At 69.7% G+C, this 22,171-nt stretch carries 27 protein-coding genes; 12 read left to right on the top strand and 15 right to left on the bottom strand.

The window, feature by feature from the left end; genetic code table 11:
• The 3 genes from ACQEU6_RS27305 to ACQEU6_RS27315 form a co-directional block, all read right to left on the bottom strand.
• Positions 1 to 843: a helix-turn-helix domain-containing protein gene (locus ACQEU6_RS27305; RefSeq protein WP_499335906.1), complete on the bottom strand. Its 843-nt coding sequence runs from the start codon at positions 841 to 843 to the stop codon at positions 1 to 3.
• 75 nt (positions 844 to 918) lie between these two features.
• Positions 919 to 1,134, bottom strand: a complete 216-nt coding sequence (locus ACQEU6_RS27310; RefSeq protein ID WP_499335907.1) for a hypothetical protein — start codon at positions 1,132 to 1,134, stop codon at positions 919 to 921.
• On the bottom strand, positions 1,131 to 1,958 hold the full coding sequence (locus tag ACQEU6_RS27315; RefSeq protein WP_499335910.1) for an SAM-dependent methyltransferase: 828 nt from the start codon (positions 1,956 to 1,958) through the stop codon (positions 1,131 to 1,133). Before ACQEU6_RS27315 ends, ACQEU6_RS27310 begins: the two co-directional genes overlap by 4 nt.
• Positions 1,959 to 2,412: 454 nt before the next feature.
• On the opposite strand from ACQEU6_RS27315, the gene ACQEU6_RS27320 reads away from it, so the two are divergent.
• On the top strand, positions 2,413 to 2,766 hold the full coding sequence (locus tag ACQEU6_RS27320) for a PRC-barrel domain-containing protein (protein WP_499335911.1): 354 nt from the start codon (positions 2,413 to 2,415) through the stop codon (positions 2,764 to 2,766).
• Here ACQEU6_RS27320 and speB read toward each other — a convergent pair.
• The 4 genes from speB to ACQEU6_RS27340 all read right to left on the bottom strand — a co-directional run bounded on the left by speB (position 2,763) and on the right by ACQEU6_RS27340 (position 6,726).
• Positions 2,763 to 3,782 (bottom strand): agmatinase, encoded by a 1,020-nt coding sequence (gene speB, locus ACQEU6_RS27325; RefSeq protein WP_499335912.1) that lies wholly within the window; start codon positions 3,780 to 3,782, stop codon positions 2,763 to 2,765. The genes ACQEU6_RS27320 and speB overlap by 4 nt on opposite strands.
• 355 nt (positions 3,783 to 4,137) lie before the next feature.
• Positions 4,138 to 4,311, bottom strand: coding sequence for a hydrophobic protein (locus ACQEU6_RS27330; protein WP_499335913.1), 174 nt, complete (start codon positions 4,309 to 4,311; stop codon positions 4,138 to 4,140).
• 355 nt (positions 4,312 to 4,666) lie between these two features.
• Positions 4,667 to 5,674 carry a methyltransferase gene (locus tag ACQEU6_RS27335; RefSeq protein ID WP_499335914.1) on the bottom strand — a complete coding sequence of 336 codons (1,008 nt, stop codon included), beginning with the start codon at positions 5,672 to 5,674 and terminating at the stop codon, positions 4,667 to 4,669.
• A 248-nt stretch (positions 5,675 to 5,922) separates the two neighbouring features.
• Positions 5,923 to 6,726: an aminotransferase class IV family protein gene (locus tag ACQEU6_RS27340; RefSeq protein WP_499335915.1), complete on the bottom strand. Its 804-nt coding sequence runs from the start codon at positions 6,724 to 6,726 to the stop codon at positions 5,923 to 5,925.
• Positions 6,727 to 6,811: 85 nt separating this feature from the next.
• Here ACQEU6_RS27340 and ACQEU6_RS27345 point away from each other — a divergent pair, with 85 nt between their 5' ends.
• A complete protein-coding gene (locus ACQEU6_RS27345; RefSeq protein ID WP_499335916.1) occupies positions 6,812 to 7,168 on the top strand; it encodes a MerR family transcriptional regulator in 357 nt (118 codons plus the stop codon).
• 79 nt (positions 7,169 to 7,247) lie between these two features.
• Positions 7,248 to 7,655 carry a VOC family protein gene (locus tag ACQEU6_RS27350; RefSeq protein WP_499335917.1) on the top strand — a complete coding sequence of 136 codons (408 nt, stop codon included), beginning with the start codon at positions 7,248 to 7,250 and terminating at the stop codon, positions 7,653 to 7,655.
• Here ACQEU6_RS27350 and ACQEU6_RS27355 read toward each other — a convergent pair.
• Positions 7,633 to 8,547, bottom strand: a complete 915-nt coding sequence (locus ACQEU6_RS27355; RefSeq protein WP_499335918.1) for a Rieske (2Fe-2S) protein — start codon at positions 8,545 to 8,547, stop codon at positions 7,633 to 7,635. The two genes, ACQEU6_RS27350 and ACQEU6_RS27355, sit on opposite strands and share 23 nt — an antisense overlap.
• 206 nt (positions 8,548 to 8,753) lie before the next feature.
• Here ACQEU6_RS27355 and ACQEU6_RS27360 point away from each other — a divergent pair, with 206 nt between their 5' ends.
• From ACQEU6_RS27360 to ACQEU6_RS27370, 3 genes are all read left to right on the top strand, one after another.
• Complete coding sequence (locus ACQEU6_RS27360; protein ID WP_499335919.1) at positions 8,754 to 9,491, top strand: VOC family protein; 738 nt, start codon at positions 8,754 to 8,756, stop codon at positions 9,489 to 9,491.
• 61 nt (positions 9,492 to 9,552) lie between these two features.
• Positions 9,553 to 10,005, top strand: coding sequence for an NUDIX domain-containing protein (locus ACQEU6_RS27365; protein WP_499335920.1), 453 nt, complete (start codon positions 9,553 to 9,555; stop codon positions 10,003 to 10,005).
• Between the two features lie 190 nt (positions 10,006 to 10,195).
• Positions 10,196 to 10,747: a hypothetical protein gene (locus ACQEU6_RS27370; protein ID WP_499335921.1), complete on the top strand. Its 552-nt coding sequence runs from the start codon at positions 10,196 to 10,198 to the stop codon at positions 10,745 to 10,747.
• Positions 10,748 to 10,981: 234 nt separating this feature from the next.
• Here the strand turns inward: ACQEU6_RS27370 and ACQEU6_RS27375 are convergent, their stop codons facing one another.
• On the bottom strand, positions 10,982 to 11,443 hold the full coding sequence (locus ACQEU6_RS27375) for a MerR family transcriptional regulator (RefSeq protein ID WP_499335922.1): 462 nt from the start codon (positions 11,441 to 11,443) through the stop codon (positions 10,982 to 10,984).
• A gap of 28 nt (positions 11,444 to 11,471) precedes the next feature.
• Here ACQEU6_RS27375 and ACQEU6_RS27380 point away from each other — a divergent pair, with 28 nt between their 5' ends.
• Positions 11,472 to 12,161, top strand: a complete 690-nt coding sequence (locus ACQEU6_RS27380; protein WP_499335923.1) for a methyltransferase domain-containing protein — start codon at positions 11,472 to 11,474, stop codon at positions 12,159 to 12,161.
• A 168-nt stretch (positions 12,162 to 12,329) separates the two neighbouring features.
• On the opposite strand, the gene ACQEU6_RS27385 is transcribed toward ACQEU6_RS27380, so the two are convergent.
• A complete protein-coding gene (locus ACQEU6_RS27385; RefSeq protein ID WP_499335924.1) occupies positions 12,330 to 13,520 on the bottom strand; it encodes a hypothetical protein in 1,191 nt (396 codons plus the stop codon).
• Between the two features lie 479 nt (positions 13,521 to 13,999).
• Between ACQEU6_RS27385 and ACQEU6_RS27390 the strand changes: the two genes are divergently transcribed.
• Complete coding sequence (locus ACQEU6_RS27390; protein WP_499335925.1) at positions 14,000 to 14,356, top strand: hypothetical protein; 357 nt, start codon at positions 14,000 to 14,002, stop codon at positions 14,354 to 14,356.
• A 135-nt stretch (positions 14,357 to 14,491) separates the two neighbouring features.
• Here the strand turns inward: ACQEU6_RS27390 and ACQEU6_RS27395 are convergent, their stop codons facing one another.
• Positions 14,492 to 14,794: a DUF4240 domain-containing protein gene (locus ACQEU6_RS27395; protein WP_499335926.1), complete on the bottom strand. Its 303-nt coding sequence runs from the start codon at positions 14,792 to 14,794 to the stop codon at positions 14,492 to 14,494.
• Between the two features lie 343 nt (positions 14,795 to 15,137).
• Here ACQEU6_RS27395 and ACQEU6_RS27400 point away from each other — a divergent pair, with 343 nt between their 5' ends.
• Complete coding sequence (locus ACQEU6_RS27400; protein WP_499335927.1) at positions 15,138 to 16,184, top strand: hypothetical protein; 1,047 nt, start codon at positions 15,138 to 15,140, stop codon at positions 16,182 to 16,184.
• A gap of 232 nt (positions 16,185 to 16,416) precedes the next feature.
• Here the strand turns inward: ACQEU6_RS27400 and ACQEU6_RS27405 are convergent, their stop codons facing one another.
• Together ACQEU6_RS27405 and ACQEU6_RS27410 are read right to left on the bottom strand one after the other, a co-directional pair.
• Positions 16,417 to 17,649, bottom strand: coding sequence for a cation:proton antiporter (locus ACQEU6_RS27405; RefSeq protein WP_499335928.1), 1,233 nt, complete (start codon positions 17,647 to 17,649; stop codon positions 16,417 to 16,419).
• Positions 17,650 to 17,838: 189 nt separating this feature from the next.
• Positions 17,839 to 18,303, bottom strand: coding sequence for a nuclear transport factor 2 family protein (locus tag ACQEU6_RS27410; protein ID WP_499335929.1), 465 nt, complete (start codon positions 18,301 to 18,303; stop codon positions 17,839 to 17,841).
• A gap of 144 nt (positions 18,304 to 18,447) precedes the next feature.
• Between ACQEU6_RS27410 and ACQEU6_RS27415 the strand changes: the two genes are divergently transcribed.
• The gene (locus ACQEU6_RS27415; protein ID WP_499335930.1) at positions 18,448 to 18,735 is read left to right on the top strand and encodes a hypothetical protein; all 288 of its coding nucleotides are present in this window, start codon (positions 18,448 to 18,450) and stop codon (positions 18,733 to 18,735) included.
• A gap of 364 nt (positions 18,736 to 19,099) precedes the next feature.
• On the top strand, positions 19,100 to 19,744 hold the full coding sequence (locus ACQEU6_RS27420; RefSeq protein WP_499335931.1) for a DUF6461 domain-containing protein: 645 nt from the start codon (positions 19,100 to 19,102) through the stop codon (positions 19,742 to 19,744).
• A 36-nt stretch (positions 19,745 to 19,780) separates the two neighbouring features.
• On the opposite strand, the gene ACQEU6_RS27425 is transcribed toward ACQEU6_RS27420, so the two are convergent.
• Complete coding sequence (locus tag ACQEU6_RS27425) at positions 19,781 to 20,563, bottom strand: alpha/beta fold hydrolase (RefSeq protein WP_499335932.1); 783 nt, start codon at positions 20,561 to 20,563, stop codon at positions 19,781 to 19,783.
• 194 nt (positions 20,564 to 20,757) lie between these two features.
• On the opposite strand from ACQEU6_RS27425, the gene ACQEU6_RS27430 reads away from it, so the two are divergent.
• Positions 20,758 to 20,919 (top strand): hypothetical protein, encoded by a 162-nt coding sequence (locus tag ACQEU6_RS27430; protein ID WP_499335933.1) that lies wholly within the window; start codon positions 20,758 to 20,760, stop codon positions 20,917 to 20,919.
• Between the two features lie 206 nt (positions 20,920 to 21,125).
• Here ACQEU6_RS27430 and ACQEU6_RS27435 read toward each other — a convergent pair whose 3' ends face one another.
• Positions 21,126 to 21,947, bottom strand: coding sequence for an MHYT domain-containing protein (locus tag ACQEU6_RS27435; RefSeq protein WP_499335934.1), 822 nt, complete (start codon positions 21,945 to 21,947; stop codon positions 21,126 to 21,128).
• Positions 21,948 to 22,171: the final 224 nt, after the last annotated feature.

Below are 22,171 nucleotides of genomic sequence, written 5' to 3' on the forward strand. Positions count from 1 at the left end.
CTACTCCAGAGTTGAGATCACTTTCCTCAGATGCTCCGCGGTGTCGGCGGGGCTGAGCGCCGCCCGGCGGATCTGATCGAAGATCTCGTCATGGGCCTCCACGTCGTCGGGGGTGTCGATCTCCTGGAGGTCCGCGTCGTTCTCGAGGAAGACCATGGGCGGCTCGCCGCCGGGGAACCGGAAGATATTGACCAGCGTGGACATGCCCGGGTGCATCCCGTCGGCGAGGCGCAGCAGCCTGAGCTCCACGTTCGGACGCTCGGACATGGCGAGCAGGTGCGCGAACTGGGCGCGCCGGTCGCCCGGATCACCCCACTCGTACAGCAGGGAGGCCTCGGTGATGACCGCGGTCAGCTCCGGCGCCGTCCCGTCCCCGCGGTCGAGGATCTGCTGCCGGCGCAGCCGCGCCCGCATCGCGCGCTCCCGCCACTCCGGCGTCCTCGTCCCGACCGACAGCAGCGCCTGCATGTACGGCAGGGTCTGCAGGAGACCCGGCAGGACCAGCGGCATGACCACCCGGATGCTCGACGCGTCGCTCTCGAAGCCCGGGAACTCGTTGCCGAACACCTCGGGGTAGTCACGCCACCAGGCCCGCAGCCGGGCGCGGCCCGCCAGTTCCTCCAGCTCTTGGAGATCGCTGCCCTCGTAGATGCGCGCGAGGTCGCGGATGTCGCTGAGCTCGGGCCGTACCCAGTTGTTGGCCTCGAACCGGCCGACCTTCCCCCGTCCCCAGTTCAGCCGGTCGCAGACCTGGTTGGCCGTGTAGTCGGCCTCGACGCGCAGCTCCTTCAAGCGGCGTGCCAGCCCCCGCTTGGCGATGGTGGCCCCGTAAGCGTCGCTCACCGGCGCCACCTCCCTCGACCTACGGCCGGCATCAGCATACGCCTCCGAATTTGTGAATCACAGATTTGGCCCGGTTCAGGATGCGGCGTGGTCGAACTCCCCCTTCCGCACCCCGTCGAGGAAGCAGGCCCACTCGTTCTCGTCGAACACCGAGATCAGCTCCCCGGACGTGCGCAGCAGGGTCCACTCGCCGGCGAAGGCGACCTCGATGCCGCCCTCGTCGGTCTGCGAGCGCCGCCATTCCAGGACGCCGGGGTCGATGCCCAGTTCCTCGACGGACGGTTTCCTCATCCTTCCCTCCTCGCCACCGCGCAGTACGCCCACCGCGAGCCGTCGCTGTCGGCCGCGTCCGGATCCTCCGCGCCCCATTCACCGATGTAGCAGACCTTCGCCGCCGACCCCTCCCACGGCGGGACGATCTCCATTCCGGTGAAGAAACGCTCGACCTCCGAACGCGACCGCAGATGGACGCTCGCGGTGGACTTGGCGTACACCTCCCTGATCGTGCCGACCGCCTGGTCGGCCTGCCGGTCGCCGGTGCCGGCGGACAGCACCAGGTGGCTGCCGGGCGCGAGCCGGTCCATGTACCGCCGGACGACGCCCCAGGGGTCGTCCTCGTCCGGGATGAAGTGGACCAGCGCCACGACCAGCAGCGCGACCGGCTCGGTCAGGTCGATCATCCCGCCGGCCGCCTCCGGCCCGAGCACCGCGTCCAGGTCACGGAAGTCGGCCGTGACGAACGCCGTCCCGGTGGACCCCGCCAGCAGCTTCTCGGCGTGCGCCCGCACCATCGGGTCGTTGTCGACGTACAGGACGCGCGCGTCGGGCGCGACCGCCTGCGCCGCGTCGTGCGTGTTGTTCATCGTCGGCAGGCCCGCGCCCACGTCGATGAACTGCCGGACCCCGCGCTGGGCCAGCCATCGCACCGAGCGCTGCAGGAAGCCGCGGTTCGCCCAGGCCACGTCCCCGGCCTCCGGCATGTTCGCCAGCACCTTCTTTGCCGCGGTGCGGTCGATCTCGAAGTTGTCGGTGCCGCCGAGGTAGTAGTCGTACATCCGGGCCGGCGCCGGGACCGTGGTGTCCACCCCGGGCGGAGCCTGCTCGGTGTCGCTCACCCATCGCTCCCTCACCGCAACTTGTGATGCACGAATTATGAAGCAAGGGTCGGCCCTCCCGCGCCGCTTCCGCAAGGGTTTCCGGGCTTCGAGCGCCCGCGCACGCGGGGTTCGCACGAAAGGCATGAAAACCCAATCGGATCCAGCGCTGCGCCAACTCTCGATGCGGTTCGTCGGCAACGCCGCGACGCCACTGCGCTGCGGACCGTTCACCCTGCTGACCGACCCCAACTTCCTGCATCGCGGGCGGCCGCGGTACCCGTCCACTACGACGACTACACCGTCATGAAGTCGCCCCTTGACGACTTCCGGCGCGAGTTGGAGCGTCGCGGGCTGTCCGACCGGGCCACGTACGTCGCGCCGGGCGAGACCCGCGCCTTCCGGCTCCCGTGAGCCGGGCATATCCGCCGTGAACTGGGTAGATACAACTAGAGAACCTATGGTTGGACATGACATGTTCGAGATCGAGGACATCCGTCAATGGCGCGGCCGGAACGTGGTCGACCCGTCCGGGAGCAAGATCGGGCCGCTGGAGGCCGTCTACGTCGACACGCTCACCGACCAGCCCTCATTCGCCACGGTGAGAGTGGGCCTGCCGAGCCGGCAGCGCCTGGTCTTCGTGCCGCTGGCCGGATGCACGCTGGGCCCGGACCACCTCCGCGTCGCATACGACAAGAAGCAGGTCAAGGGCGCCCCGGGGATCGACACCAACGGCGAGCTCTTCGCCGAGGCCGAACCGGAGGTCTTCGCCTACTACAAGCTGCCCTACCGGGCGGCCCCGGACGAGCGGCTCCTCGCCCGGCGCTAGCGCCCGTCGAGCAGGGGGAGGCGCGGATCCCACTCCGTCCCGTCGCGCCGGTCGCGGCGGCGCCGGGCGATGCCCGCCAGCGCCTCCAGCACCACGCGGTTGGCCAGGGCCGAGGTGATGTCGGCGTGGTCGTAGGGCGGGGAGACCTCCACGACGTCGACGCCGGCGACCGGCAGCTCGTAGGTGACGCGCCGGACCGCGTCCAGGAGCTGGCGCCCGGTCAGCCCGCCGGGCTTGGGCGTCCCTGTGCCGGGGGCGTGCCCCGGGTCGCACACGTCGATGTCGACCGACAGGAAGACCCCGTCGCACGCGTCGGTGGCGATCTCGAACGCCTCCGTCAGGCACTCGTCCAGCCCGCGGGCGACGATCTCGGACATCTCGTACGAGCGCATGCCCTGCGCGGCCATCCAGTCCAGCGTCTCGGGACCGGGCCAGTACCCGCGCAGCCCCAGCTGCAGGAAGCGGTCGCCGCGCACCGCCCCGGACTCGATCAGCCGCCGCATCGGCTGCCCGTGCCCGACCAGGGACCCGAAGGTCACGTCGCCCGTGTCGGCGTGCGCGTCGAAGTGGATCATCGAGACCCGTCCGGCGCCCAGGTGGTCGGCCACCCCGGCGGCGTCGGGCCACGCGATCGTGTGGTCGCCGCCCAGGACGAGCGGGATCGTCCCGGTCCCGGCGACGGCGTGCACCGCCTCCCGCAGTGACCGGACGGAACGCTCGGCGTCCCCGGAGTACATCTCGACGTCGCCGGCGTCGTAGACCGTGAGGTCGTCCCGCAGCCCGTCCACCCGCAGGGCCAGCGACGGTCGCGAGCCGTCGTGGGGCAGGTAGCAGGACTGCCGGATGTACTGCGGTCCGAACCGGGTCCCCGGCCGATGGGACGTCCCGCCGTCGAACGGCGCCCCGAGGATGACCACGTCCGCGCCGTCATAGGTGGACGGATCCGACCAGGTGCACCGCGGCACCCCCAGAAACGTGATGTCAGGGCCGAACTGCACCCCGTACCTTCCGGACATTCCGCACCTCCCCCTTCCTCCTTCCCCCACCACCCCCATCCGATGTGCACACCCCCGCCCCGACCTCCTTGGCCACACCCCGTCCGCCTTAAGCCACAGACGCAACTCCACCGAGGCGACCGCCGGCTGCCACCGAACCGCCCGACGTGCACACGCACCCGTCCCGGCACGGCTACGCCCCTCGCCGCGGCGGCCCGCCGCCAGGGAACCCGCGGGGAGAAGCGCACGGTGACCTCCGATGTCAGGGGGCCACAGTGTCCGGCGCCGTCCCGCCCCGCACATCGCGCGAATCACCGGTCATGGAAACGGCGCCGCCCCGTCCGGGACCCGGACGGGGCGGCGCCGTTCGGTGGAGCTACCAGCGGTACCAGCGACCGCGCTTGCCGGACGGGCCCGAGCCGCGGAGCACGAAGCCCAGCAGCCACAGGATCAGGACGATCGCGGCCACGACCCACAGGATCTTGAGCGTGAAGCCGACGCCGAACAGGATCAGCGCCAGAAGAAGCACCAGGATCATCAGCCACGGCATTGGGGGTCCTCCTCGGGTCTGCCTTTAGGTTTGTTCGGGCCGATTTGTCCCCGGGAAATGAAGCTTGATGCACGACAAAGATCTCATTTCGGACACACGCCGGAATGGTCCGCGCGGCGGCCCCGAACACGCCGCCCCCGCCCCACCGCAAAGCCCACGACCTCGGGGGATGCTCGCGCGATGGCGTGACGGAAGCCGACATGCCCCGCAGCCCGAAGCGCTGTCGTATCAGTCACACGCTGCCAGCGAGAGCCATCGCCGCCGCGCGCGAGCGGCCATCCCGCTCGGCGGCGCCGGAGCGTGCGGCCCCCTCCGTCCCCGGCCCCCAAGCCGCCCCTGATGACGGCGAGCGGGCTCAGTGCGACGGACGCAGCTCGATGATCGAGCGCGACCCGGCCCGCGTCACCGAGTGCACCTCCAGGCCGGCCGCCCCCGCCAGCGCGCCCAGCTCCTCGAAGGTGCGCTCCTTGCCGCGGACGTAGCAGAGCATGCGCAGGTCGCCTTCGGTGTTCGAGGCGGTGTGGGCGTCCCGGATGTGCTCCATGGCGAACACCTTCCCGGTACCGGACGCCGCCTCGGCGCACCGCCGCAGGATGCGCGCGGCATGGTCGTCGTCCCAGTCGTGGATGACGCCCGAGAGCACGTAGCCGCCGGCCCCGGCGGGAAGCGCGTCGAAGAAGCTGCCCGCCCGGACGTCGGCCCGATGGCCCAGCCCGGCCGAGGCGACGGCCTGCTCGGCGCGGGCCGCCGGACCGGCCAGGTCGACCACCGTCCCGCGCAGATCCTCGTGGGCGCGAAGGATGGCGATCAGCAGGCTGCCGTCGCCCCCGCCCACGTCGACGACATGACCGAGCGAGCCCCAGGGATAGGCGGCGGCCACCGCGGGCGCGTCCTCCACCAGCCGGGCCCCCATCAGGGCGTCGAACGACGCTCCGAGCTCGGCGTCGGCTGAGAGGTCGTCCCAGTAGTCGCGGCCGAAGCGGCGCGGGTACGCGGGCTCGCCGGTGCGAACGGTATGCAGCAGTTCGACGAAGCACAGATCGGCCCGTCCGATCGCCCCCTCCAGATCGATCCAGCGCCGGATCCCGTCCGGGTGGTCGTCACGGAGTCGCTCGCCCGTCCCCGTGAGGCCGTAGGCGCCGGACGCCTCGCGAGCCAGCACACCGGCCACCTCCAGATGGGCCAGCAGCCGCCCCAGCGCGTCCTGATCGACGCCGGTCTCCGCGGCCAGCGCGTCCGCCGTCCGCGTGCCGGCGGCGATGCGGTCGCCCAACCGCAGAGTCGCCGCGACCCGGATGGCCATCGGCGTCAGCAGATCTGCGGCCGCCCACAGCTCCCCGCCCCACCGCTCCTCATCGGTCATGCCGCCTCCCGCACTCGACGCATCTCTCTCCATGACGTCGCCTCACGACCGCCGGCTCCGACGCCCGAGGCCAGGTCCGGCCACCCATCCGGGTCAGGGCGGCGTCCCGCCGTGACGCAGGAGCACGACACCGCTGCCGGACCGGCCCGCGTCCAACAGTTCCAGGTAGACGCCCACACCGGTCATGATGCACACCGGTCCCGACATATTCGCCAGCGGCGGCGTCTGGCTGGTTGGCGAGCGTCGGCTCAGGGTGCGGTGAGGGGGTCTGCTTCGTAGGCCTGGTGGAGCAGGTTCAGGAAGCGCGGGGCGTCGGGTACGGGGGTCGAACCGATCTGGTGGACGGCGACTCCCGGGGTCCAGGAGTTCATGACCACGGCTCCGGCCAGGCCGGGCAGGTCGGCGGGCGTGACCTGCCGGACGCGCTGGGGGACGCCGAGGCGGTCCAGTTGCCGGCGGACGATGCCCATCGTGGTTCCGACCAGCATCTCGGCCTCGGGCCACACCACGGCGTCGCCGTCCCAGAAGGCCAGGTTCCAGATCGTCGCCTCGCTGAGCCGTCCCCGGCGGTCGACGAAGGCGGCGTCGTCGAAGCCGTCCTGGACGGCCCGGCGCATGAGGTGGGTCTTGGCCACCTCGCCGACGTGCTTCACCTCGGGCAGGAACCGGTCGTACCCGACCGTCGCCAGCCTCAGCGGCCCCGCCGGACCGGACGCGGGCGGCCCCGTCCTGACCAGGACCTCGGGCTCCGCCGGCTCCCCGCCCGCGGTGAACTCCCCCGGAGACGCGAACACGGTCGCCGTCAGGGAGACGTCCGCCGGCCCCGCCTCCAGCGCCGCCCGCAGGTAGGACCGCACCCGCTCGTCCGGCGACGCCTTGCCGAACAGCTCCGTCGAGGCGAACCGCAGCCGTTCCAGGTGAAGGTCGAGGCCCCGGGCCTTGCCGCCCCGCACCTGCATGGCGGTGAAGTGGGCGTAGCCGGCGAAGGCGAGCGGCGCGAGGTCGTCGGCGGTCGCCGGGCGGCCGTTGCGTCGGACGGCGTGAACGGTCATGTGCTTCTCCAGCGGTGCGGAATGATCGCTTCCGAGTCGACGTTAGGCATTCACACTGGTGAGAAGGTCAATCCAGGACGGTGACATGCTGATCGGGGAGTTGTCCCGGCGGACGGGGGTCAGCCCGCGGCTCCTGCGGTACTACGAGGAGCAGGGCCTGCTCCAGGCCGAGCGCGGCACGAACGGCTACCGCCGCTACGGCGACGGCGCCGTGCTCACCGTGCGGAAGATCCGCGTCCTGCTGGACGCGGGCCTGTCCTCCGAGGTGATCCGCCAGGTGCTCCCCTGCACCCGCAGCGACCAGCCGGACTTCGACTGGTGCGCCGACATCCGCGACCTCCTGGACCGGGAGATCGCGGCGCTGAACGCCCGCATCGAGGGCCTCCAACGCAACCACGAGGCCCTCACCGGATTCCTCGCCCGGCGTTCACCGGCCGAGTAGTCGCCGGTCGGAGGCCGCGATGAGTCCTGGCCACGAGGACGGTCCATCTTCTCGAGCGCGACCGAGTGGAGTGATCCGCGTGGATCTGTACAGCATCATGCCGGTGAGCGACCAGGCGAAGGCCCTGGCGTGGTTCGGGGTGTTCTTCGGGCGTCCGGCGGACGAGGTCATCGGCGAGGAGCATCTGTGGCACGTCGGCGAGAACGCGTGGGTGGTCGTCGACGACCGTGACGTGCGGGCCGACCGGGTCGGCCAGGCCATGGTGACGCTCGGCGTGACCGACCTCGACGACGTCCTGGCCCGCCTCGCCGCCCACGACATCGCGCACGAACCGGTGGAGACCTACAGCAACGGCGTACGCCACGTCGTCGTCCTGGACCCGGACGGCAACAGCCTCTCCCTGGCCGAGGCCCCGCAGCATGTGGAGACCCCGGGCCAGGCAGACGCGCCCGGGACGGCGGTTGCTACGAAGCAGGGGATCGGGTGAGGTGGCGGGCCCTTCTGTGGGCGCTCTCCTGGGCGATGTCGGACTGACCGCCCGGCGGCGGGACGCGGACCTCGATGCGTCCGTCCCGGATCCGCGCTTCGTAGGACGGTTGCGGCGAGCTGGCCGGGCCGCGCTCGATGCCGCCGTCGTCGAAGCGGAACGTGCTGCCATGCCACGGGCAGGTGACGCAGCCGTTCTCGATCGTCCCCTCGCCCAGCGGGCCGCCCAGGTGGGAGCAGGTGGCGGCGATGGCGTGGAGCTGCGTGGACGATCGGTAGAGCAGGATCCGCACGCCGTCGGCGTCCACCGTGCGGTGCTCGCCCTCGGCCAGCTCGGACGCCGCCAGCACCGGCGTCCACTCGGCCGGGCCCTGCTGCCATGCGGTGCGGTTGACGTTGACGCCCCGGGTGAAGGTCAGGTGACCGCCGAGGTAGGCGCTGGCCCCCATCACCGCGAAGCCTGCGAAACGCAGGGCCTTGGCCTTGCGGTCACGCACGCCGAGGGACGCCGCGTACAGTGCCAGCGCCGCCGTGTTGAGGCCCGCGTGGACGAGCCCCACCCGGCGTTCCGCCCCCATCGTGTCGGACCAGTCGTTGAGCCCGGTGAGTGCTGTGGGCACGGCGGCGGCCACACCGGCCGCCGTCAGAAGTCCGGCGGCCGGTTCGGCCTCGGATCCCCCTGCGACGTCCAGCAGCCCGGCCATGCTCCACGCGCCGATCGCCACGTCGGTGAGCGCCGGGTGCAGCGGATGTCCCAGTCTGGTCCCGCTGAGCAGATCGCGGATGAAGCGCGGCCGGACCGCCCGCTGGACCGCGGAACCGACCGGTTCGGCGACCTTGTCCAGGGCCTCCGCGTTCTCCAGCCGGTGGACCGTCCTGTGCGGCATGCTCATAACGCCCTCCCCCGAGGCACGACTACACGTTCGCTCCCTATCCCCCGTACATCCCCTGAAACCGTCTCCCACCGGATCGCTCCGCCATCAACCATCTTCACAACCCTCACAAGCCCCACGGACGCCAGCACGGCGAGGAGCGTCCCGCCCAGCAGACACGACGCCGGCGAGGGGGGCTCGACCCGCACGCGTCTAGGATCGGCGCCATGGCTCTGCGGCTTGTTCAGATCGCGATGGACGCCCGGAACGACTCCGCCGTCGGCGGTTTCTGGGCGGAGGCACTCGGCTGGGGTCTCGACAGTGAGGCACCCGGGGTGACGAACGTCGGACCCCGGGAACTCGTCTATCCCGACCCCACCGCCCTCTACATCGACGTCGTTCGCGTCCCGGAACCCAAGACGGTGAAGAACCGGTTGCACGTCGACCTCGCCACCACCTCCGCGGCCCATCAGGCGGAGTGGGTCACCCGGCTCCGGAAACTCGGTGCGACGCCCGCCGACGTGGGCCAGGGCGACGTCCCCTGGACGGTCCTCGCCGACCCGGAGGGCAACGAGTTCTGCGTGCTGGAGCCCCGGGAGATCTACAAGGACACCGGGCCGATCGCCGCGGTCGTGGTCGACTGCACGGATCCGCGGTCCATGGCCCGGTTCTGGGGCGGGGCGATGGACTGGACCCTGCACGAGGTGACCGACGGTCACGCGGTGCTGCGCTCCGCCCAGGACGTCGGGCCGTATCTGGAGTTCATCCGCAGGGCCGACGCGAAGACCGTGAAGAACCGCGTCCACCTCGACCTCCGGCCGTACGCCGGTGACGATCAGGCAGCGGAGGCGGCCCGGCTGCGGGCCCTCGGCGCCACCGACGCCGAGATCGGCCAGGGCGACGTCCCGTGGACGGTCCTCGCCGACCCGGAGGGCAACGAGTTCTGCATCCTCACCCCGCTCTGACGCCGAGCCTCCGCACCGCCGGCCCCGGCGGGGCGCGTTCCGACGGACGCACAATGCTCCGATGACCCGACCCAGGATCCGTGTCGCCGCCTACGTGATCAGGCATCGCGCCGTTCCCGAACTCCTCGTGTTCGACCACGTCGGCATGCCCCAGGCCGGCACTCAGATCCCCGCGGGCGGCGTCGGTCCCGGGGAGGGACCCGAGCAGGCCGTGCTGCGTGAGGTCTTCGAAGAGACCGGCCTGCGCGCCGCCTCCGTGGTAGGGCGACTCGTCGTGGACGACCGGCCCCATCCCGGCACCGGCCAGGAGCGCAGGACCACCTACTTCCACCTCCAGGCGCCCGCGACCACCGCGGACGCCTGGAATCACGTGGTACGCGGCGACGGGGGCGACACCGGCCTGATCTTCGCCTGCCGTTTCCTCCCGCTACCGCTGGCACGGCCCCTGGAAGATGATCAGGACGTCTGGCTGGGCCGCATCGACCCCCGATGGCCGGCGCGCGGCCGCTCGTGACCGTGCCCGCGCACCGGGGCGTCTCCATCCCCGGACATCGGCGCTGAAATTGCTCGGAACTGTTCGGGGCCGACGTGGAACCAATCGGACGTCGCACGCATCACATAAGTCGAGAAAGGTGCAAGCACACCAGCAGGCTCGACCTGCGGTATCTTGCACGCTCCCCCCATTTCCAAGCATGGAGGAATACATGCGGCGTGTCGCCATCGTGACCGTCCTCTCCGGCGCCCTGGCCGCCGGTGTCCTCGCGGCAGGCCCGGCCGCGCAGGCGCAGACCAAGCCGGCCGACAAGTTCGGCAAGGAGGTGACCACCACCAGCCAGGCGGCGCTCTCCAAGAAGCAGTTCATCTCCGAGGCCCAGCGCATGGGCCAGCCGCTGAGCTCCAAGGAGAAGGCGTCGGTTCAGGCGTCCACGTACTGCCGCACCGTCACGTACGTCCGTGGCCGGAAGGCCTCCAACGGCAAGTGGATCATCGCGGTCACCAACCGCCTCTACTTCTGCTACAACGGCTACTCCGTCCGCTCCTACCGGGCCAACTACAAGGCCTACACCTACAACAAGTACAAGTGGGTGTGGAAGGGCTGGAAGGCCAAGAAGGTCACCCACCCCAGCAACTGGGCCTACGTGACGTCCTACGCCCAGGGCGCGTTCTACTACACCGGGAACCGCCACACCTACAAGCCGTACATCAACGTCCGGGGCTACAAGAACGGCGCCTACCGCTACGCGACCGGCGGCTGAGCCGGCCACGTCGAAGCAGGACCTCACCATGAGCCGCCGTTCCGTCCGCCGGCAGCGGGGAACCGCCGCACTGGGGCCGGCCCAGGCGACGGAGCCGGCGCCGTGGTGACGAAGGCAGATCACGGGGCTGATTCACAGGCCGAACACGGCCCACAAACGTGATCGTCGAAGGCTCCTGGTCGACCGGGTGTGCGCACACCCTGGTCGGCCAGGAGCCTTCTGCCGTTCCGCGGGCTATGCCGTCCCCGCGGTTCCTCCGCCGTTCCCGGCAGCGCGCTCGACCGGCCGAGCGGCGTCGCGAGGATCCGGAGCCGTCACGAAGGCGGGCTGCAGTCGATCAGCGAGGAGTCCCTGGAAACGCGGGCACGTCATGATGTCGTCGTGCGGGCATTCGCCCTCGATCATGTCGAGCGCGGCCTGCGCCCGGGCGATCCGCGCCAGCAGCCTCTCGCGGTGGCGGGCCGTCACCTCGCGGCGGGCGGGCCTCGACCGGGCGGCCAGCATGGTCCGGATGTCCGCGAGCGCGAAGCCCGCCTCCTTCGAGATCAGGATCGCCGCCACCCGGTGCACGTCGGCGTCGGTGTAGCGGCGGCGGTCGCCCGCGCGGGCCGGCGCCAGCAGCCCCTCGGCCTCCCAGTACCGCAGCACGTGCGCCGGGACCCCGAACTGCGCCGCCACCTCGCCGATTGACTTCATGTCGACATTAAGTCGCACAATGGCGGCCATGTCCAAGCTGCTCACCGTTCTCGACGCCTTTGACGCCCTACCCCAGGCCCGTGACCTACGAGAACGCACCTACGAAGGACTGGGCGACACCGTGGTCGACGTCGGCTGCGGGAGCGGCCGCGCCGTGGGCGAGCTGGCCGCACGCGGAGTGCGCGCCATCGGCGCCGACCTGGACCCCGCCATGATCGAGGTCGCCGCGGAACGCCACCCCGCGAGCGAGTTCCACGTCGCCGACGCCACCGCGCTGCCTCTCGACGACGGCTCGGTCACCGGTTACCGCGCCGACAAGGTCCTGCACGTCCTCACCGAACCCGAACGCGCCGTCGCCGAGGCCCGCCGGGTTCTGGCCGGCAACGGCCGCGCGGTGCTCGTCGGCCAGGACTGGGACACGTTCGTGATCGACTCCGGCGACCCCGAGCGCACGCGCGCGATCGTCCACGCCCGCGCGGACGGCATGCCGAACCCGCGGGTCGCCCGCCGCTACCGCGGCCTCCTGCTGGACCACGGGTTCACCGACGTCGCCGTCGAGGTCCACACGATCGTGTGGACGGACGCCTCATGCCTGCCGACGCTCGCCAACCTCGCGGGAGAGGGCGCCTGGCTCGACGACCAGGCCGCCAGGGCGCGCGAGGGACGCCTGTTCGTCGCCGTCCCGATCTTCTGCGCCTCCGGGACCCGCGCCGCCTGAGCACCGGCTCACCGCGGCGGCCGGCGCCCTCCCGCGCGACCCGCGTCCCTCCGGAGTGCGGCCCCGCCGCCCTGCTCAGGAAACGGCGGGGAAGCCGGCGATGCTTCCCCGCCGCAGAGATCGCGCGGCGTCATGCGAAACCGCGCGTGTCGCGCTGCCCGTCCCTGGTCACCAGAAGGCGACCCGGAGGACGAACAGCCTCCTGAGGCGCATGACCGCCTCGCGGAGTTTCCTCCGCTGGACGGCCTTCACCTTGGGCGGCAGCCGGAGCAGGGACGCTCCGGCGGCGATCGCGCTGATCCAGGACATCCCGACGACCTGCCACATCGTCGGGATCTTCTGCTCCATGATCAGATCGACCATGAGCCCGAGCAGTGGAATGGCGCTCCACAGGATCGTGTAGACGGCGTCTCCGAGGGCCTTCCTCGCCCTCATGTGCAGGTACCGGGGAACGACGACGGTCATCAGCGCCGTGCAGAGCAGCGCCAAGAGGACCCCCCAGGACCAGCCGACGGACGGGTTGTCGCCCGCCAGCTTCGCCCAAACGCCGAGGCCGACCACGCCCAGGCCCGTGCCCAGCGCCTGGAACTGGTCGGCTTCCGCGCCGCCCCGATCGACGAACCCTCGGGACAGCGCCATGTAGATGAGGCCGGAGAGAGCCGATCCGATGGACCAGATGACTCCCCACGGACGCGCCGCGACGTGCCACGCCTCGATGGAGACGGCGAGGCCCAGCACGATGAGCATTGGTACCAGCAGCGCCGCGAACCGCTCCCCCGCCTGCCAGACCTCCTTCGAGTAGGTCATGGTCGAGACGGCGAACGTGATGGCGTTGATGGTGGCGAGGGCCGTCCCCGCCGACATCATCGCCATCACCATCATCCCCCGGCCCGCGATGTTGCAGCCGGCGAAGACGATGACGGCCGTCACGGTCTTCCAGGTGAACAGGAGCCGCACGGGCTGCGGCTCCTCGCGGCGGTACGGACCCTGGAGCCGGAGGCTGAACACCACCAGCAGAGCCGCCAGCACGGTGCCGTACTCGGCCATCGTGAGGATGAGGACGACCGTCGTGAACACGATAATCGCCATCACGGCTCGCCTGGTGTACCGGAACCGCTGGGACCGCGACGTCAAGTGGCGGAACAGCCCCAGTATCTGGACCCTGTACGCCACGAGCAGCAGGACCACCGCGCCGATGCCGTACTCGGCCGTCGCGACGACCAGGGCCGACATGGTGATGCCGTCGAGCAGGTAGTTCTTGAAGATCGACCGCCCGAACAGCTTCGACGAGCCTTCGACGAGGGTGAGACCCGCGCCTAAGGCCATATTCTCCGGCCTGTCGGCCGGTGAACTTTTCATTTTTCTGATCCCCTCAAACGGGGCGCAGGGGGACCAGCTCTGAGCCGGTCCCCTGGAGACTGCGCCGATGGATGCGACGAGCTCCGCAGAACCGGAAATTTCTGGTTTGTGAAGTTCGAGGTGATCCTAATCGAGAGGTGCCCGCCGGGCGTCAGGAACGTTCCATCCGCCCTGCGGAGAGCACCGGCGAGCGGCGGCGGGCCGCCCGGCCGAGTACGCGATGACGCTGGGAGCGATCGCGGGGAGCCTCCGCGCACCCACTGCCGTCAAGCCCGTGCCCCGCGCCGACCGGTCCGGGTCATCGGGGCACGGCGGTTCGCCCTCGGGCGTCCGCAGCCGTCCGAGGCCGTCGCCGACAAGTTCACGCCTCCCAGTTGCCGTTGGCGGCGGCTCCGTGACGGTCTTCTCTGAAGCATGCCCTTGGGGCATCACGACAAAGAAAAGAGAAGCAAATGATACTCGCCTTTATCACGGCTGCCGTGGCGGGCTTTCCGGCGGGGCGGTTCGCGCAGAAGAAGGAATGGGCGAACATGGCGGTGGCCCTCCTGGTCATCCTGATCTTCGCGTTCCAGGAAGTCGACCTCACCGGGCTCATCTGCGTGGCCGTTCCGGCCTTCGCACTCGGTCTGTTCGCGAAGAAGGTGGAGTGGACGATGTTCTTCTTCACCCTCGCGAGCGGCGCAATCTCCTACTACTCGGACTCGGCCCTGAGCGCGCTCGTCTTCGCGGGCGGTGCGGGGGTCCTGGTCCGGATGCTCTGGAAGAACAAGAAGAAGGGCGTGGCCATCACCTTGGCCGCCATCACGATCGTGACCACGATCGTGCTGCTGCCCTGAACGACCACCCGGACGGCCAGTAGTCCCATGGCCTGACGACCCGTCCCGAGGCAGTCTCGGACGGGGGCGACCCGATGTCCCGGCGGAAAGGCGCAAGCCTCCCCGCCGGGACATTTATTTTCTGCACGACATTGGCTATGAATCGCACCAACCGGCGGCGTTCGAGTAGGACTCGCAGGAGTAGCGGGTGCCGCGGCCCCACTCCTCGCCAGTGATTTGCTCGTACGCGCGGTCAGGCACGCAGAGCAGGCTCTCCGCCCATACGAGTTCGGTCGCATACAGGACGAACTCCGCCAGATCTCCAAGGACTCTTTCGTAAGCCTCCCGACCATTGGCGACGACAGCGGCGCGTGTGTAAAGGAAGGCGTCGCCCGACAGATCATGGCCGTATTCTCTGCGGTCCAGACGGTAGAGCGCCCACGCCTGAGCGTGCCGCATGGATCTGACGAACGCGCGACCGCCCAAGGCCGCCGAAGCTGCGGCGGGGGGCGGCAACGGCCCGGCAGCGCTGACCGTGCCGTTGCGGACACCCCAGGGCGCTCGCCCAGGCCGTCCAGAAGCGGGCGACAGGACGCCTCCACCGATTGCCGATCTTGGTCTGCCGAGGACTGTACGGAGAGAGTTGGCCAAGTGGCCACGGACTCCTAACCCAGAACGTCCGTGGCCCTGCGGCCATGGACCTTCCCGGCTAGGCCAGGATCGGGAGATACAAATGAGAACAACGAAATTGCCCATGCTCAGGGGTCCCCAGATGGGGGCCGCTCTCATGTTGGGCTCGGTAGTGATCGTCGGAGTGGGCTTCGTGTTCACCCGCGTGCTGTCGGCCCCCCTCCAGGGGACCCTGGGGATGACCGTCTTCGGCGGCGGCTTCCTCGTCCTGATCGCATTCGTGTGGGAGGGCATCAAGGGACGGCGCGTGCGGAGGCTGACCCCGCGTCAGCCGGAGGACCCCAACGTCGTGATCGCCTTCGTGCGAGACGGCATCCGGGGACTCGACCCGCGCGGCCTGACCCCCCGTCAGCGGAAGGGAATGCTGCTGCACGCGCTGACCAGCTCGCTGATGAAGATCGGCGGGCCCGTCGCGTTCGCCTACATCGGTGCCGGCCCCTACGCCAGCATCACCGCCCTGGGAAGCCTGCTCGCGGGGCTTCCCAAGACCACGCCGACGGGTCGGGCCCTTCGGGTTCCGATCTTTCTCGCGGTGCTGATCGCGACCGGTGCCGTCATGGGGAACCAGAGCCCAGACCCCTGGGGGATCGTGGCCGCAGTCGCTGCGGCCACGCACCCTCTCAGCCTGCCGAGTCAGGCCAAACTGCTCGGCGACAAGCGCGACCAGGGTGTCGCACAGGCCAACATCATCTGCATGCTGGTCGTCATCCCGGCGCTCTTCCCGTTGGCCGACTACCTCGGGACACCCGTCGGGAACTGGACGTGGAGCCCCACGGAAATCGTCGCGATGGCGGCGGCGGGGCTGTTCGCAACGGCTATCGCCGCCGTCATGCAGACGCGTGCGGGCATCTACCTGACCAAGGGCGGCATGGGAGTCTGGGCCGCCACGGCCCCGGCTCTCCAGCCGACGGTGGCGTGGGCGCTGGCCCCCGTCCTGCTCGACGTGTTCGGCATCGCGACGGTGAACCCGAACGCGTCCCAGTGGATCGCTTTCGGGATCGTCACCTCCACGTCCGCCATCACCGCACGGCTGGACGCGGAGGCCGCGGAGGCCGCCGCTGCCGCCGAAGCCGCCAAGGCGGCCGAGGAGGCAGAGGCGGCCGCCGACGCAGAGGCGGCCGCCGACGCCGCACAGGCAGGACCCACACGACGGGACTGATCCCGTCCCAGCCGTTCCGGTAACGCTGAGACAGCCATGTCGACGCGCCGCCTGAAGGGCCGCAGAACCGAGAGCCCGGCCTTCGCCGGGCTCTCACCTTTTACGCCATCTGCGCCGACTGCGACGAGTCCAGTCCATGCCGGACGACTAACTTGGCGCGCCCCATCGGCCACGCGACCAGCGCGGCCGGAGGAGGGCCGCTCGTGAACGGTGACGCCTTCGGCGGCCGTGATCACGGTCCAGGCCCGGGGGGCTGGTCGCTTTGATCTGCCGCGCGGACGACGTGCAGACGGCGGGCCACCGGGGTAGCGGTCAGGCCGTACAGCGTCACGGTCGCGACGATCACCAGGAACGTGACGGGCAGGATCTTGGAGGCGCCGCCGATCCCCTGCGCGGCGAGTTCGACGGAGAAGGTCGAGGCGGTGGCGGCGGCGACGATGCCGCGCGGGTCCATCCAGCCGATGAAGCACCGTTCGCCGGTCGTCAGGCCTGTTCCGAACGTGGACAGGTAGGCGAGGAGCGGTCTGACGAGCAGCACCAGGGCGGTGATCAGGCCCAGGGCCGGGAGGGCCACGTCGGCGAGCGACGATGGCGTGATCGTGGCCGAGATGGAGATGAAGAGCACGCCGATGATCAGCTGAACGAGCGTCTCGGAGACCGGCCTGTCCGCGGGAAGGTCGAAGCCCTTCAGGTTGGCCACGGCCAGCCCCATGATGATCGCCGCCAGCAGGCCGGCGTCGTCACGAGCGATGTCGCAGGCGGCCGCGACGACGACCACGATGGCCAGCTGCCCGGTGTTGGCGAGCACGTCGCCGAATCGGAGCCGCCGCATCAACAGCCACAGCAGACCTGTCCCGATCACACCGCCCGCCAGGCCGGCTCCGATGCTGAGGCCGAACTGCAGTGCGTGCACGCCGGATCCTGTGCGGGTCTTCTGGACGACGCCGCTGAACACCACCGCGCCCAGGATGCCGCCGATCGGATCGATCAGTGAGCCCTCCCAGAGCAGGATCCGCTGTACCCGCTCGGCGGGCCGGACGAAGCCGAGCAGCGGACTCACCACCGTCGGGCCGGAGACGACCAGAATGGCCCCCAGCATCACCGCGGCGCCCGTCGACAGGTCGAGCAGCACCGCGGCGAGCAGCGCCGCGGCCGCCATCGTGAGCGGCACGCCGACCACGATCAACCTGGCGACGATGCGGCGGGTGTCCCCCTTGAGCTTCCGCAGGTCCAGTCCGAAACCGGCTTCGTAGAGGATCAGCGCGACCGACAGGGACACCAGGGGCTCGAAGGCCGCCCCCAGCAGCCGATGGGGATCGATGTCGCTGGTCAGCGCACCCGCGACGAACCCGGTCGGAAGCAGGACGATCAGGGCGGGAATGCGCAGCCGGCCCGCCAGGAGCTGGGAGCCGACCGCGAGTGCGACGGTCAGCCCGAACCCGAAAAGGATCTCATCGGTCGTCATGGCGCCCCCCGGCCCTACGCCCACCGGCCACGCTCCGCCAGCAAGACGCTACTACACGGAGTGATTCCAGATCGGCGTCGGCATCCACTCGGCGACCTGAGCCGGTGTCGCCCAGGAAAGCGCTGATCGCCGCACCGTTCACGGACGGGACGGCACCCGGCGTCTAGCGGAATGGACCGCTCTCACCCGTCAGCGGTCGTAGTGCCGGCCGACGGCGGCGAGGACGTCCTTCAACTGCCCGCGCGCTTGGGCGGAACGCAGGTGGTCCAGGTAGTCACGGGATTCGACGATCTTCCCGTCGCGTACGCGCATGACGAAGATCGCCGGAACCGTGAACGGCTCACCGGTCTCCACCACGATCCCCTCGTACCGGAACTCGGCCACGATGACCTCGGGATCCGCGGTCTCGTGAACAGTGATGCCGACCGGCTGACGGCGCAGGGTGCTCCCTGTGCGGGTCCCAGACGGTGCGCCGATCCCGAAGTGCGCGCGCAACTCTTCGAGGGACTCCAGCGAGGGGACCGCGAGCGGATGGAAGGGGTGCTCTACGTGGGGCTGCTCGGCGTAGAGCTCGATCACCTCTTCCCAGCGCTCCTCGCAGACGCCGTGCACCAGCCTCAGAAAGACCTCGCGCGGAGTCAGGGTTTCGGGCATGGGACTTCTCCGATCGGAAATCGTCAGCAGCGGCTCGCACGCACCGGCACGAGGCGTGCGCCGGCGTGCCGCTCAACATAGTTCGCCGAAGAATTATTCGTCAAGGAATTACCTCACCCCGGCCTCCCCTCGGCGAGGTCGGACGTGAATCTGTGCCGGCGCCGATCGCAGCGCGCCTCGCCCGCCGGCACCGCACCCCATGTCATACAAACACTTGTGTCTGTTCACATCCGCGACCTGCTCGCGAATGCCGCCTCCAGGGGGATCGAAGTTCCGGAAACCTACCGGCGGCTGCCGGAACGCGGCCTCGATCAGATCGGCCGGTTCGGAAGAATCCACTGGAAGCGGTCCCAGGGCGGAGACGAATGGGAGATCAAGATCACCCGCGGCATCTTCACCTACTCGGGACGGATCTCCGTCCAGCACACCTGAGCCTTCCCGCCTCCAGGAAAGGTTCATTCGATGGCCCTCTCTCACGGGAGGGCCATCTATGCTCGATGAGCAACCAGTCCACTCACCCGCAATTACTTGACTGCCGGCCCTGCAGAAGAAGCCGACTTGGGGGCGGTCGTGGCCCCGCTGCGCAACCTGATGACGCCGATGGCCACGAGTGGGCGGCGCAGCGACCGGCAGTGATCGCGCCCGACCAAGCACCCCACCTCAGCCACGCTGCAACGATCGCACTTGCTCAAGCCGGTCGGCGATCCCGACACCGTTTCATCCCCGAAGTCTCGGCGGGATCGTGATCGGCGCCGCTGTGCCGTCATTCACCCCCGGGCGGTACGGTCGGGTGACCGTGACTGAATTGGAGGGCATCATGCCGGCTCCGACACCTGGCCAGATCGAGCACTATGTGCAAATGTTCAAGCAGTTGAGCGGCCTTTCGGAGTATTTCTCGATCGAGGAAAACCTGTCCTGGACGGTCGTACGCCCTCACCAGGCGCGCTTGACCGCGGAAGAAGTGGTACGCCGCCTGCTCGGTGACCCGGAGACCATGACGACGGGCCGGCCGGCTGATTGCGTCTCGGACCTCGAATACGACGACCTGGCCGACACGGTCTTCCTCGAGCAGCGCGGCGACGCGGTCATCATCGTGGGGTTCGGCGCCGCCACCGCCGAAGAAGAGACGTTGCGGCGGCTCAGCCTGAGCGCAACCGTTCATTCGGTGTTCTGGGCGATCAACAACTTCAACAGGCTCTCCTACGTGCTCGATGGCGTGGTGGTCACCGAACTGGACGTGCTGCGCCCGCTGGACCGGTGGGGCGCCGATCCGGAGGCACTGACCGACCACCTCGATGCGTTGCGCGACCTCCATGATCGTTCCGCCCCGGGCCCGGACTGGGAGACCGCGATGGCCACACTGGAGTCGTTGACCGGTCAGCGACTCGATCCTGACTGGTTTGCCCGTCCTCAACTGCTTGCGAAGGTGAACCGCCGTTAGTGCGCCCCCGGGGCCCGATAGTGCCGGTCGAAGGCATCACCCCGGCCCGTGCCGCCAGAGGTCGCGCAGTGCGTCGTTGACCGTTCCGGGTTGTTGGACCTGCGGGTAGTAGCCGGGCACCCTCAGGTACCGTGCGACGATCCGTTCGGCGATGAACTCCGCGGCGGCGATCAGCGGCTCGCCCGCGTACCGGCGGTAGAGCTCGGGGGCGTCCTCCCAGGTGCCCGAGATCATCAGTTTCGGCCAGGGCGCGGCGGCGAGCCGGTCCAGCGGGATGTCGGCGTCCCAGCAGGGCCGCTCGCGCATCGCGGTGCGCACCGCCCGCAGGCGTTCCGGCGTGGCCTCCGGCACAGGCATTCCGATGCCCTCGGTGGACGCCCGCAGGTACTCCTCCGGGGTCATCTCCGGCGGCAGTCCCGCGGTGCCGGCGCGAGCGCGTTCCAGCGCCTCGTCCACCACCGGATGTCCGGCCGCGGGCCGCAGGGTGCCGGGTTGGATCAGTGTCAGCGACCGCACCAGGTCAGGCCGGCGCGCGGCGGCCAGCATCGCACCCGCTCCGCCGTAGGAGTGCGCCACCAGATGGGCCCCGTCGCCGAGCAGGACGATGACGTCGTCCGCGTCCACCTCATAGTCGCCTCCCTCGATGTCCGGGCTCGTCCCGTGACCGCGCCGGTCCATCATGACCAGCCGGAACTCGTCCTCCAGCGGCCGCTGATTGCCGAACCCGTACAACTCGTCGGCGCCCCAACTGAAGATCCCGTGAACGAAGACCGCCGAGGCCGCACCGTCTCCCCACACCGTCGCCCGCACGTCCGCCATGAACACCTTCCCCGGCCAGACCACACTCCGCTACGTCTCTGGCCGTTCGGGATGAAGTCCTCGACCACGGGACGGCCAGCACTGACATGATCACAGGAATCCGGCGAGGGAACCTACACGGGACCGCCTCCCCTGAGCAGGCGCAGCACCTGCGAAGCCCCGCAACGGGCACGTCCAAGCGCGGGGAGGTACCTGTGCACGAGATCTGGATGCGGGAGGCCGATGGGTATGTCCCGGCCGAGGAGCTCCGCACCCGCAGCAACCTCTCCGAGGCGGACTGGCCGGGCCTGAAGCGCGAACCCAGTGGCGCGATCCGAGTCGAGCACCATCCGCACGGCAAGCCCTCCCACCGATGACCTCCTGATCCGTAGCAATATCGGCGCTGTCCCGAAGTCTCCGCACATGCCTCCCGCAGTGGGGCGAGCGGGTGCGTGTCTGACCTGGGCAGACGGCGCCGAAAAGAAGAACCGGCCTCCACCCCGCCGCGGGGTGGAGGCCGGGACGTTGTGCGGCGGTCCGGCCGGAGGCCCGGTCCGCGCGAGACCCGTTCGGGGGTTCAAGATCAAGTGCGGTCGATGCCGTACGGGGGGTCGGGGCGGTGGTGGGGGTGCTCGGTGGCCTGGCGTTGGCGTGAGAGCCGGTCGAAGATCTCCTGGTGGTATCTGTCCTCGAGCGCTTCCTTCCCACTCGGCACCAGGGCGATGAGCATCAGGGTGATGACGGGGCATCCGCCGATCCAGATGATCAGCGGCCAGGTCAGGGACAGCACGCCCGCGCCGGTCGGCGCCGGTGCGTTGTGGTCCATCGTGAAGCCGGCGGCCGCCATGCCGGTGTAGTGCATACCGCTGACGGCCAACGCCATGATCGGGATCGCGCCGGCCATCGCCAGTTTGCTTCGGACATCGCGGGTCACCCACAAAGCGGCGGTAGCGGCCACGACCGCGATGACCACGGAAAGCGCGACGATGCGCATGTCGTAGTGAATCGACCCCTGGACCTGCATCGCCGCCATGCCGGTGTAGTGCATGGCGGCGACGCCGACGCCGGTGAGCAGGCCGGCCAGCAGCAGCGCCGGCAGCTTCGCCCGGCTGTAGCCGACCACGAACATGCCGACCGCGACTATGCCGACCGCGATCAGAAGGCTCAGGGCGGTCAGGGGGATGTTCCAGCCGACCTTCGAGCCCGCGACGGTGGTGCCCACCATCGCGACGAAGTGCATGGCCCAGATTCCGGTGCCGCCGATCGACACCGCCGACCAGGCCAGCCACAGGTTGCGAATGGCGCGGGTGCCCACCCATGCCCGGCTCGTGCAGACCAGGCCGAGTCCGCAGCCGAGGCATGACACGAGATAGGCGAGCAGAGGGGCATACGTCCAGTGCCCCATTCCAGTTTCCATGTGGCCCAAGGCGTGCTCCAAACCCTCTTCGTGTGAAGAGTGGTGCCGTGAACGCAGCCGTTCGGATGGACCGTAATCGACTACGTTGAGTAACTGTCAGGGTTCGTGGGTTCGCCTCATCGAGGTAGCACTGACGCTCCGGCCGGAGAAGGTGGCCAAGTCAACACACCATCCACGCCAATTGCAAGATCATCACAGAGCTTCTCGCCATG

The sequence above is a fragment of the Spirillospora sp. CA-108201 genome (genome assembly GCF_050936235.1).
In the GTDB taxonomy this organism is placed as follows: domain Bacteria; phylum Actinomycetota; class Actinomycetes; order Streptosporangiales; family Streptosporangiaceae; genus Spirillospora.

Excerpts from the sequence above, each read along its gene's own strand:
- ACQEU6_RS27310 (WP_499335907.1), bottom strand. The coding sequence starts at position 1,134 with ATGAGGAAACCGTCCGTCGAGGAACTGGGCATCGACCCCGGCGTCCTG.
- ACQEU6_RS27320 (WP_499335911.1), top strand. The coding sequence starts at position 2,413 with ATGTTCGAGATCGAGGACATCCGTCAATGGCGCGGCCGGAACGTGGTC.
- speB (WP_499335912.1), bottom strand. The coding sequence starts at position 3,782 with ATGTCCGGAAGGTACGGGGTGCAGTTCGGCCCTGACATCACGTTTCTG.
- ACQEU6_RS27330 (WP_499335913.1), bottom strand. The coding sequence starts at position 4,311 with ATGCCGTGGCTGATGATCCTGGTGCTTCTTCTGGCGCTGATCCTGTTC.
- ACQEU6_RS27335 (WP_499335914.1), bottom strand. The coding sequence starts at position 5,674 with ATGACCGATGAGGAGCGGTGGGGCGGGGAGCTGTGGGCGGCCGCAGAT.
- ACQEU6_RS27340 (WP_499335915.1), bottom strand. The coding sequence starts at position 6,726 with ATGACCGTTCACGCCGTCCGACGCAACGGCCGCCCGGCGACCGCCGAC.
- ACQEU6_RS27345 (WP_499335916.1), top strand. The coding sequence starts at position 6,812 with ATGCTGATCGGGGAGTTGTCCCGGCGGACGGGGGTCAGCCCGCGGCTC.
- ACQEU6_RS27355 (WP_499335918.1), bottom strand. The coding sequence starts at position 8,547 with ATGAGCATGCCGCACAGGACGGTCCACCGGCTGGAGAACGCGGAGGCC.
- ACQEU6_RS27360 (WP_499335919.1), top strand. The coding sequence starts at position 8,754 with ATGGCTCTGCGGCTTGTTCAGATCGCGATGGACGCCCGGAACGACTCC.
- ACQEU6_RS27365 (WP_499335920.1), top strand. The coding sequence starts at position 9,553 with ATGACCCGACCCAGGATCCGTGTCGCCGCCTACGTGATCAGGCATCGC.
- ACQEU6_RS27370 (WP_499335921.1), top strand. The coding sequence starts at position 10,196 with ATGCGGCGTGTCGCCATCGTGACCGTCCTCTCCGGCGCCCTGGCCGCC.
- ACQEU6_RS27375 (WP_499335922.1), bottom strand. The coding sequence starts at position 11,443 with ATGAAGTCAATCGGCGAGGTGGCGGCGCAGTTCGGGGTCCCGGCGCAC.
- ACQEU6_RS27380 (WP_499335923.1), top strand. The coding sequence starts at position 11,472 with ATGTCCAAGCTGCTCACCGTTCTCGACGCCTTTGACGCCCTACCCCAG.
- ACQEU6_RS27385 (WP_499335924.1), bottom strand. The coding sequence starts at position 13,520 with ATGAAAAGTTCACCGGCCGACAGGCCGGAGAATATGGCCTTAGGCGCG.
- ACQEU6_RS27395 (WP_499335926.1), bottom strand. The coding sequence starts at position 14,794 with ATGCGGCACGCTCAGGCGTGGGCGCTCTACCGTCTGGACCGCAGAGAA.
- ACQEU6_RS27405 (WP_499335928.1), bottom strand. The coding sequence starts at position 17,649 with ATGACGACCGATGAGATCCTTTTCGGGTTCGGGCTGACCGTCGCACTC.
- ACQEU6_RS27410 (WP_499335929.1), bottom strand. The coding sequence starts at position 18,303 with ATGCCCGAAACCCTGACTCCGCGCGAGGTCTTTCTGAGGCTGGTGCAC.
- ACQEU6_RS27425 (WP_499335932.1), bottom strand. The coding sequence starts at position 20,563 with ATGGCGGACGTGCGGGCGACGGTGTGGGGAGACGGTGCGGCCTCGGCG.
- ACQEU6_RS27435 (WP_499335934.1), bottom strand. The coding sequence starts at position 21,947 with ATGGGGCACTGGACGTATGCCCCTCTGCTCGCCTATCTCGTGTCATGC.